Genomic DNA, 8,383 nt, shown 5'->3' on the forward strand with positions numbered 1-8,383 from the left:
TCCAGCCGACTCCTGCGCCGGGGTCGCCCGCAGCCGGACGATGCGAGAGGATCGAGGATATGAGCATTCTGAGCCGCCTTCGATCGAGGACGCAGGACCAGGGCGAGACGCGCCCGCTCTACCTCGTCTCGACCGCGGGCCATCCGAACCTCGGCGACGAGCTCATCACGCGCGCGTGGCTCGATCTGCTCGCCCGGGAGCACCCCGACCGGGATGTGTGGCTGGACTGTCCGCAGCCCGGACGCGCCGCGCACCTGTTCGCCGACACGCACCCGCGGCTGCGGGTCACCAACACGCTGTGGGAGCTGGCGCACGGGAGCGAGACGCACGACCCCGTCTCCGACGCGCCGCGTGTGGCGCGGATCATCCGAGAGCTCGGATCGCCGCGCTTCGACGAGGGGCTCCTGTGCGTGCGTGGAGCCGAATCGGTGCACCTGCTCGGCGGCGGCTACCTCAACACAATCTGGCAGGACAACCTCGGCGTGCTCACGGCGGCGGTGACGCTGCGCGAGCACTTCGGCATCCGGATCGTCGCGACCGGCCTCGGCCTCATGCCCCTGGAGGGCGACACGGCCGCGTGGGCGCGCGACGCGCTGTCGGCGTTCGACCACGTCGAGGCGCGCGACGAGCCGAGCGCTGAGCAGATGGGAGTGCCGGTGGGATGCGACGACGCATTCCTCGCGCTTGCGCTCGACCGGCCCGTGTACGCGAACGAGCGCGTGCCCGACCGCATGGTGCTCGTGCAGGGCGACGTGCGCTCCTGGGACGATGATGACGCGCTGCGGCTCATCGACGACTTCGCCGCGGAAGGGGGCGCGGGCTTCGCCGAGGCCATCCCGCCCGACGACCACCGGTACGTCGGGCTGCGGGGCGGCGCGGAGGAGTTCTATCCCTTCGGGCGGATCTGGCACGACGGCCTGCCGATGCGCCGCGGGCAGCGGTGGCTGACGTCCCGCTTCCACGTGCACCTGCTGGGCGCGGCGGCCGGCGCGGCCGGTGTGGTGGTGGCCGGGCGTCCCGGCTACTACGACGTGAAGCACGAGTCGCTGCTGCGCCTGGGCACAGGGTGGAACGTCGTCGACGCCGGCGAGCGGATCACGGCCGACGCGGCGACGGTCGACCCGGGCTTCCCCGGGCGCGCCAGGCGCCTCGCGGCCGAGAAGCTCGCGGCGGGGCGCGCGCTCTACGCGGCGGCCTGAGTCACCGCCGCGCGCGCGTGCTCAGTCCTCGAGCGGCGGCATCACGCGGAACGACGTGTCGCGCGCGAGCGCGCGCCCGTCCCGCATGCCGCGCCACAGGTTGCTCCAGCCCTGCTTGGTGATCTTCCGCTCCACGAAGACGAGCCGCAGCACCTCCTTGACGAAGGTGGCGGCGGTGCCGACGGCGAAGTAGAACGGGTGGTACCTGCCGTGCGCGGCGTAGTAGTGCTTCATGATGCCGCGGTTGCGCATGATGTAGTACCGGTACATGTCGCTCGAGGCATTGAAGTGCCGGATGCCCATGTCCCACTGCTTGATCTCGCGCGTGCGCTGCAGCACGAACTCGTCCACGATCGCGCTGCGGGTCACGCGCGAGGCGAGCCACCCGTAGATCGTGTCGTCCCAGTAGATGAAGAAGCGGGGGTCGGGCAGGCCGATCTGCCGCACGATGCTGCGGTGGATGAACATCCCCTCGAAGCAGCCCGAATTCATGGGTCGGTAGCCGGAGGCGTCGAAGTCGGCCGGGGCGAACGGGATCGGGATGCCGAGCGGCACCGAGACGCGGTACTGCCAGTAGAACTCGCTACCGTCGTAGTCGTAGCGACGCCCCTGGATGCTCTTGAACTTCGGCGTCCATGCGCCCATGCGCGCGAGGCCCTCCGGGAGGACCTCCACGTCGTCGTCCATGAGCCACATCCACTCGGATCCGAGCTCGTAGGCGACCCGCATGCCCTCGCTGAAGCCGCCCGACCCCCCGGTGTTCTCCTCGAGGCGGCGGTACACGATCCGCGTGCCCACCCGATCCTCGTACGACGCGACGACCTCGGAGGTGTCGTCGCTCGAGGCGTTGTCGACGATCACGACGTGGCCGGGCTTCGGATCCATCCGCTCGATGGAGTCGAGCAGGCGCGAGAGCAGGTGCGAGCGGTTGTACGTGACGACGACGATGGTCGCCGTGGCCGGATCGAAGGGCGCGCTCACTGGCCCGTGCCCTTTCCGTCCGGGAAGAAGATCTTCTCCCACGTGGCGGGCGAGACCAGGCGCGGCAGCTCCCTGCGGTACTCGCGCTGCAGCCGGCGCCAGTCGCGTCGCAGCCGCGCGTGCAGGCGCAGCGTGTCGATGAACTGGCGGCGGAAGACGCGGCGATCGCGCAGGTAGATCTGCTTGCCGCTGCCGTCGGCGGAGCTCACGAGCGCCGAGTCGTACAGGGGGATGCGCCACCAGTTGGCGTCGCCCTTGGCGAACTCCACCTCGGGCTGCGCCACGTTCCTCGGATCGGGCCGGTGGAACCAGTGGGCGGCGATCTGCACGGCCGCGAACAGCGTCAGCATCACGCCGGTGGGCTGGCGCTTCACCTCGAAGCGGCGCACCTTGCGGTGAGCCGGGCGGCCCTTGCGCGACGTGAGCACGCGGTGCGAGTCCTTGTGCACGACGGTCTCGGGGAAGCTCTTCATCGCCTCGCGCGCCGCGGGCATGGCGGTTGCGATGTTCTCGGGCATGTGCCACGGCCCCCTGAGCACATCGGCGAGCGCACGGTTGCGGAGCTCGCTCGGGTAGTACTGCATCATCAGCAGGTGCTTGATGCTGATGTTGCGGCTGTGCGAGATGAGGTCGCCGCCGCCCTTGACCTCCTGGTGCAGCAGCGCGGCGACCGTGCGGTTGCGCGCATGGAAGTACGCCTGCCAGTCGATCGAGTCGTCCTTGCCGATCCACGACACGTGCCACAGCGCGATGCCCGGCATCGACACGGTGGGGAAGCCGGCCTGGCGCGCACGGAGGCAGTACTCGGCGTCGTCCCACTTGATGAACGCCGGCAGCGACAGGCCGATCTCGCGGATGACCTCCTTGGGGATGAGGCACATCCACCAGCCGTTGTAGTCCGCGTCCATGCGCATGTGCAGCTCGCGGGTCTGGCGGATGTTGCTGCGCGAGAAGTCGTGCGGCATCGCGCCGGTGTCCTGGAACAGGTTGCGCCACAGGAAGGCCTCGTCGTCGACCACCTCGGCCCAGGCGTGCAGCTTCGGGCGGTCGAGCAGGTCGAACATGTGGCCGCCGATGAGCGTGGGCTTGGTCGCGTAGCGCGCGAGCATCACCGAGCGCCGCAGCGACTCCGGCTCGATCGTGACGTCGTCGTCGAGTAGCTGCACGAAGTCGCTCTCCTCGCGCTGCAGCGTCTCGTACATCGCGCGCGCGAAGCCGCCCGAGCCGCCCAGGTTCGGCTGCTCGATCAGCTGCAGCTGCTCGCCGAGCTGCCCGGCGGCCTTCGCGAAGCCGTCCTCGTCCGCGACCCGCTGCGTGCCCTGATCCACGAGGAAGATGCGGTCGACGAGCTCGAGCACATCCGGGTTCGCCGCGAGCGACGTCAGCGTCTGGACGCAGTAGTCGGGCTTGTTGAACGTCGTGATGCCGAGGGAGGCCTTGCCCGTGCGCACCGGCTCCGTCTCGGTCGTCCACTCCGCGCCCTCCAGGATCACGGCGTCGGTGTCGGTGGCGATGTCGAACCACACCCAGCCGCCGTCGCCGAACTGCGTCAGCGCGATGTCGAAGTGCGTCGTCGTCTGGCCCGACACGTCCACCGTCTCGAGGCGCTGCTTCACGCCGTCGCCGTTGGAGCGGTACAGCAGGATCGTGGCGCTGCCCTGGGTGCGGATGGTCAGGCGCACGTCGCGGATCGGCGTGACGTGCTGCCAGTACGCGGCGGGGAACGCATTGAAGTACGCCGCGAACGAGGTGCGGCGGCCCGAGGGGATGCGCGCGCTGTGGCGGCTGAGGATGTTGCTCAGCTTGGCGCGGTCGCTCGTGCGCAGCGGCGAGGACGACGGCTGTGCGCCCTTGACGGTCGCACCCGGCTTGATCGTGACGACGCTCCACTCATCGGGATCGGCGTACAGCGGAAGGACGTCGGGGTCGCGGTCGAGGGGAAAGACCACGTTCTGCAGTACGTGCACCAAGGCGGAAGTCTCCGTACGAGAGGCGGATGGGAGCGACATCGAGCCTAAGCCATCGGCCCCTGAGGGCGCGGTGAGGGCGCGGCTCGCCCGTCAGCGATGCGGTTCGTGCGGCAGCTCGAGCGGATTGGTCGGGGGATGGGCCGTCTCGCCGATCCGGGTGCGCCACGACCGTGCCTGCCCGGCGCGCACCAGGCACAGGGCCAGCAGCATCCAGCCCGCCCCGTCGAGGGCGAAGCTCTCGAACATCGACTCGCTCAGGATGGCCACGAGCACGAGCGGCGTCCACGCGTAGACGCTCGAGCGGCGCTCGCTCGCCGTGACCCAGGAGCGCACGAGCGCCACGGCGCACATGCCGGCGAAGAGGATGACGCCCACCCAGCCGAGCTGCAGCGCCACGTCGAGGTAGGCGTTGAGCGCCGAGGCGTGCTGGTCGCGCAGCTGCCAGTTGATGGAGTTGAACGGGAAGACGTCGTCCGACCAGCCGCCGTGCCAGCCCCAGCCCGTGATCCATCGCCGCCGGATCCATTCGAACAACTCGAGCCAGACCCTCGACCGGTTGGAGAAGTCTGTGGCGGCGCCCACGATGTCGACGATGCGCGCGCGCAGCAGATAGGCCGCGAGCGCGCCCACGGCCACGACCACCCCCAGACCCAGCTGCACGTCCTGCCGGCGCGCGGGGTCCACTCGCCGCACGAGGGCGAGCGCCGAGACGGCCACGGTGGCCACGACGGCGACGACGAACGCCGTGGGGGAGGCGGAGAGCACCGCGAGCAGGCCGGCGAGCGCGATCGAGAAGACCGATCGGCCGGGCGAGATCGACTGCGTGCGCCATTCGACGAGGAACGTCACGAGCGCGACGACGGCGACGAACCCGAGGTAGTTGCGGGTGCCGAACAGCCCCTGCACGGGGCCGCCCACCGCGATGTTGCCGGCGATCTGCAGCACCGGGATCGGCATGTCGATGAGGATGCCCGACAGGATCTCGGCGGCCAGCGACGCGGCCAGCAGCGCGCGCAGCACGTCGCCGAGCGCGCGCACCGTCTGGAGCGTGTCGCGCGTCTGCGCGATCACGACGGCCAGGAACGCATAGGCGAGCAGCGAGAGCCAGGAGCGCAGCGTGTCGCCGCCCTCGTCCGCCCAGAACGCGCTGACGAGCGCCCACAGCACGAAGGCCACGAGCATCGTGGGCGCCAGGTGCAGCAGCGACAGCTCGCGCCGGCGCGCGACGAGGATCGCCAGCCCGATGGCGCACAGCCCCGCCACCATGGCGTGCAGGGTCCACGGACCGGTGAGCCGCTGGATCGCGAAGCTCGAGAACGCGGTGCCGAGGGCGACGAGCGTGAACACGCGCGCCATCTCGGCCGAGCGCAGCCCGCGCCGGATCATGCGCCGCAGCTCGACGGGGATCACCGCGGCTCCGCCCCGCTCGCCGCGATGTCGCTCATCGGCGCGGCCTCTCCGCGGCGCGCTCGATCCGCTCGCCGGGCTCGTCGGCCCGCTCGCCCGGCTCGTCCGCCCGCTCGGCCGCGCCATGGCCCACGACCGGGGCGAGCTTGATGCGGAACGCGATCATCGTGACGAGCAGCCACCCCCAGAGCATCAGCGGCCCGGACTCGGTGAGCCCCTGCGTGAGCAGCAGCGCCATGGTCAGGGGGGCGAGCAGCGTGAGCGGCGAGTACGGCCGGTCGGCCACCAGGTCCCACCGCGGCCGGTCGACGGCGAAGAACCACGAGCGCCACGTCGCCGCCCCGAACACGACCGCGATCAGGGCGACCCCCACCACGCCCAGCTGCAGGAAGACGTCGAGCCACATGTCGTGCGCGTGGAACACCGTGATGCCGTGATCGATGATCCACCCGTCGAACATCGGATCCCACGGCACCCACGGGGTCGAGAAGCCGTTGCCCAGCACGGGGCGCTCGCTCGCGCGCTCCCACACCGCCGCCCAGATGTCGTCGCGGCCCGTGAGCCCCGAGTCCCGCCCGAGCGCGCCGAGCACGCGCTGCCACAGCAGTGCCACCGCGACGACCGCCGCCACGCCCGCCGCCGTGAACGCGGCGTACAGGCGAGAGCGGGCGCCGGGCGTGGTGGCCCGGCGCATCAGCAGCGCGGCGAGCAGCACGACCGCCACCGCCGCGGCCGCGACCAGCGCGGTCGCGGACCCGGAGCGCGCGAGCAGCACCACGGCCAGGAGGATCCACGCCGCGAGCAGCCCGCGGCGCCGGGGCGCCATCGCGAGCCGCACCGCGAAAACGATGAGCGCGAGCACGCACAGGATGCCGAGCACGTTCGCGTTGCCGACGATCCCCTGGATGCGCTCGCCCGGGTCGAACAGCGCGCCGCGGGTCCAGTACCAGTGCGGATCCGGATCGGCCGGCGCGTCCGAGAAGTTCGGCAGCAGGGGCCCGCGGTGGATGAGGGCCGCCCACAGCTCGAACAGCAGCGACAGGCCGAGCACCCACTTGAGCGCGACCTCGATCGCGCGCGTCAGCTCGCGCCACGTGAGCACGTGCGCGAGGAACAGGCCGTGCAGCGTCGTGACGAGCAGCCCCGCCCAGGTGAGGGCGGTGGCGGCGGGCCAGCGCGACCACAGCAGCGAGAGCCCGGCGAGTGCCACGTAGCCGAGGGCCGCCCACGGCAGCCGGCGCCACGCGAGGGCGGGCACGCTCGTCCGCGAGGAGTCGCGGTCGCGGGCGCGTGCGCCTCGCACGATGAGGGGGACCCAGATCGCGATCGTGGCGACCGCGATCGCGGCGAGCACGGCGAGGGAGGCCGGTCCGAGCAGGTTCCACCAGGCGGTGTGCGCGAAGGCCGAGAACAGCACGAGGATCGCGTAGGCGCGCAACGCCATCCGCCCCGTGGCCACGCGCGGCGGCGCCGCGGGAGCCGGCGCGACCGGGTGACGCGTGATCTGGGCCATCGTCCGCCCAGCGTACCGCGCGGGTTCCGCCTATCCTGGGGCGCGTGCTGATACCGCTGACGAACCAGCCGCGCGACTACGCGTGGGGATCCCGCACCCTGATCGCGGTGCTGGAGGGGCGCGAGCCGTCCGCCGGGCCGGAGGCCGAGGTATGGTTCGGCGATCACCCGTCCGATCCCGCCGAGCTGGACGGCGGCATCACGCTGGATCGCTGGATCGCGCAGGACGGGCCGTCGCGCGGTGTCACCGGGCCGCTGCCCTACCTGCTGAAGCTCCTCGCCGCCGACTCGCCGCTGTCGATCCAGGTGCATCCGTCGAGGGAGCAGGCGCAGGACGGCTTCGCGCGCGAGCGGGGCCTGCCCGAGGGGGCGCCGCGCAACTACGCCGACGACAACCACAAGCCCGAGATGCTCGTGGCGCTCAGCGACCGCTTCGAGGCGCTGTGCGGACTGCGCGAGGTGGCGGCCTCGCGTCGGCTGCTCGAGGCACTCGGCCCCGCCGCGCATCCGCTCCTCGAGCGGCTCACGGGCGACGACGCGCTGCCCGCCGTGCTGGCCTGGCTGCTGTCGGGCGACGCGCAGCCCACGGTCGACGCGATCATCGCCGCGCTGCCGGAGGCGCGATCGGACGAGTTCGCCGACGCGCTGGGGAACGCGCGGCGGATCGCCGCGTCGTATCCGTCCGATCCGGGCGTCATCGTCGCGCTGCTCATGAACTACGTCGTGCTGCACCACGGCGAGGCCGTGTTCCTGCGCGCCGGCATGCTGCATGCCTACGTGTCGGGGCTGGGCGTGGAGATCATGGCGGCCAGCGACAACGTGCTGCGCGGCGGCCTCACCCCGAAGCACATCGACGTCGACGAGCTCGTGCGCGTGCTCGATGCCCGACCCGGGCCGACCGAGCTCGTGCGGCCGGTCGCGGTGGCCGCGGGCCTCGAGGAGTTCCCCGTGCCGGTGCCGGACTTCGCGCTGCTGCGCGCGCGGGTCTCGGACGGCGACGCGGCGGCCGTGACGCCTCAGGGCCCGGCGATCGTGCTGGCGACGGCGGGGGAGGTGCGCGTCGCGTGCGGCGAGGAGCAGCTCGAGCTGCACCCCGGCGCGGCGGCGTTCGTCACCCCGGACGGCGGCGAGCTGCGCATCTCGGGCGACGGCGAGGCGTTCCTCGCCCAGCCCGGGGGGTGACCCGCTCGGTTTGTTTCTTTTCAGAAGCGTCTGCGCCGCTCGGGCACCGCTTCGCGGCGCCGCTCGCGTGCTCGCGCCGGCGCTCCCGCGCCGGCGAGGCGGCGCTGCGCGCCGCGGGGCGGCCGCATTGGC

The 8,383-nt window shown here is 71.9% G+C and carries 6 protein-coding genes; 2 read left to right on the forward strand and 4 right to left on the reverse strand.

Features of this window, described 5'->3' with window-relative positions:
* Positions 1-59: 59 nt before the first annotated feature.
* Complete coding sequence (locus ACWDR7_RS09820; protein WP_449854734.1) at positions 60-1,199, forward strand: polysaccharide pyruvyl transferase family protein; 1,140 nt, start codon at positions 60-62, stop codon at positions 1,197-1,199.
* Between the two features lie 21 nt (positions 1,200-1,220).
* On the opposite strand, the gene ACWDR7_RS09825 is transcribed toward ACWDR7_RS09820, so the two are convergent.
* The 4 genes from ACWDR7_RS09825 to ACWDR7_RS09840 form a co-directional block, all read right to left on the reverse strand.
* Positions 1,221-2,180: a glycosyltransferase family 2 protein gene (locus tag ACWDR7_RS09825; RefSeq protein ID WP_449854735.1), complete on the reverse strand. Its 960-nt coding sequence runs from the start codon at positions 2,178-2,180 to the stop codon at positions 1,221-1,223.
* A complete protein-coding gene (locus ACWDR7_RS09830; RefSeq protein ID WP_449854741.1) occupies positions 2,177-4,147 on the reverse strand; it encodes a glycosyltransferase in 1,971 nt (656 codons plus the stop codon). Before ACWDR7_RS09830 ends, ACWDR7_RS09825 begins: the two co-directional genes overlap by 4 nt.
* 93 nt (positions 4,148-4,240) lie before the next feature.
* Positions 4,241-5,560 (reverse strand): O-antigen ligase family protein, encoded by a 1,320-nt coding sequence (locus ACWDR7_RS09835; RefSeq protein ID WP_449854736.1) that lies wholly within the window; start codon positions 5,558-5,560, stop codon positions 4,241-4,243.
* A gap of 31 nt (positions 5,561-5,591) precedes the next feature.
* Positions 5,592-7,070: an O-antigen ligase family protein gene (locus tag ACWDR7_RS09840; protein ID WP_449854737.1), complete on the reverse strand. Its 1,479-nt coding sequence runs from the start codon at positions 7,068-7,070 to the stop codon at positions 5,592-5,594.
* 44 nt (positions 7,071-7,114) lie between these two features.
* On the opposite strand from ACWDR7_RS09840, the gene manA reads away from it, so the two are divergent.
* Positions 7,115-8,251 (forward strand): mannose-6-phosphate isomerase, class I, encoded by a 1,137-nt coding sequence (gene manA, locus ACWDR7_RS09845; protein WP_449854738.1) that lies wholly within the window; start codon positions 7,115-7,117, stop codon positions 8,249-8,251.
* Positions 8,252-8,383: the final 132 nt, after the last annotated feature.

This window comes from Microbacterium sp. NPDC003461 (genome assembly GCF_053588335.1).

Excerpts from the sequence above, each read along its gene's own strand:
- ACWDR7_RS09820 (WP_449854734.1), top strand. The coding sequence starts at position 60 with ATGAGCATTCTGAGCCGCCTTCGATCGAGGACGCAGGACCAGGGCGAG.
- ACWDR7_RS09840 (WP_449854737.1), bottom strand. The coding sequence starts at position 7,070 with ATGGCCCAGATCACGCGTCACCCGGTCGCGCCGGCTCCCGCGGCGCCG.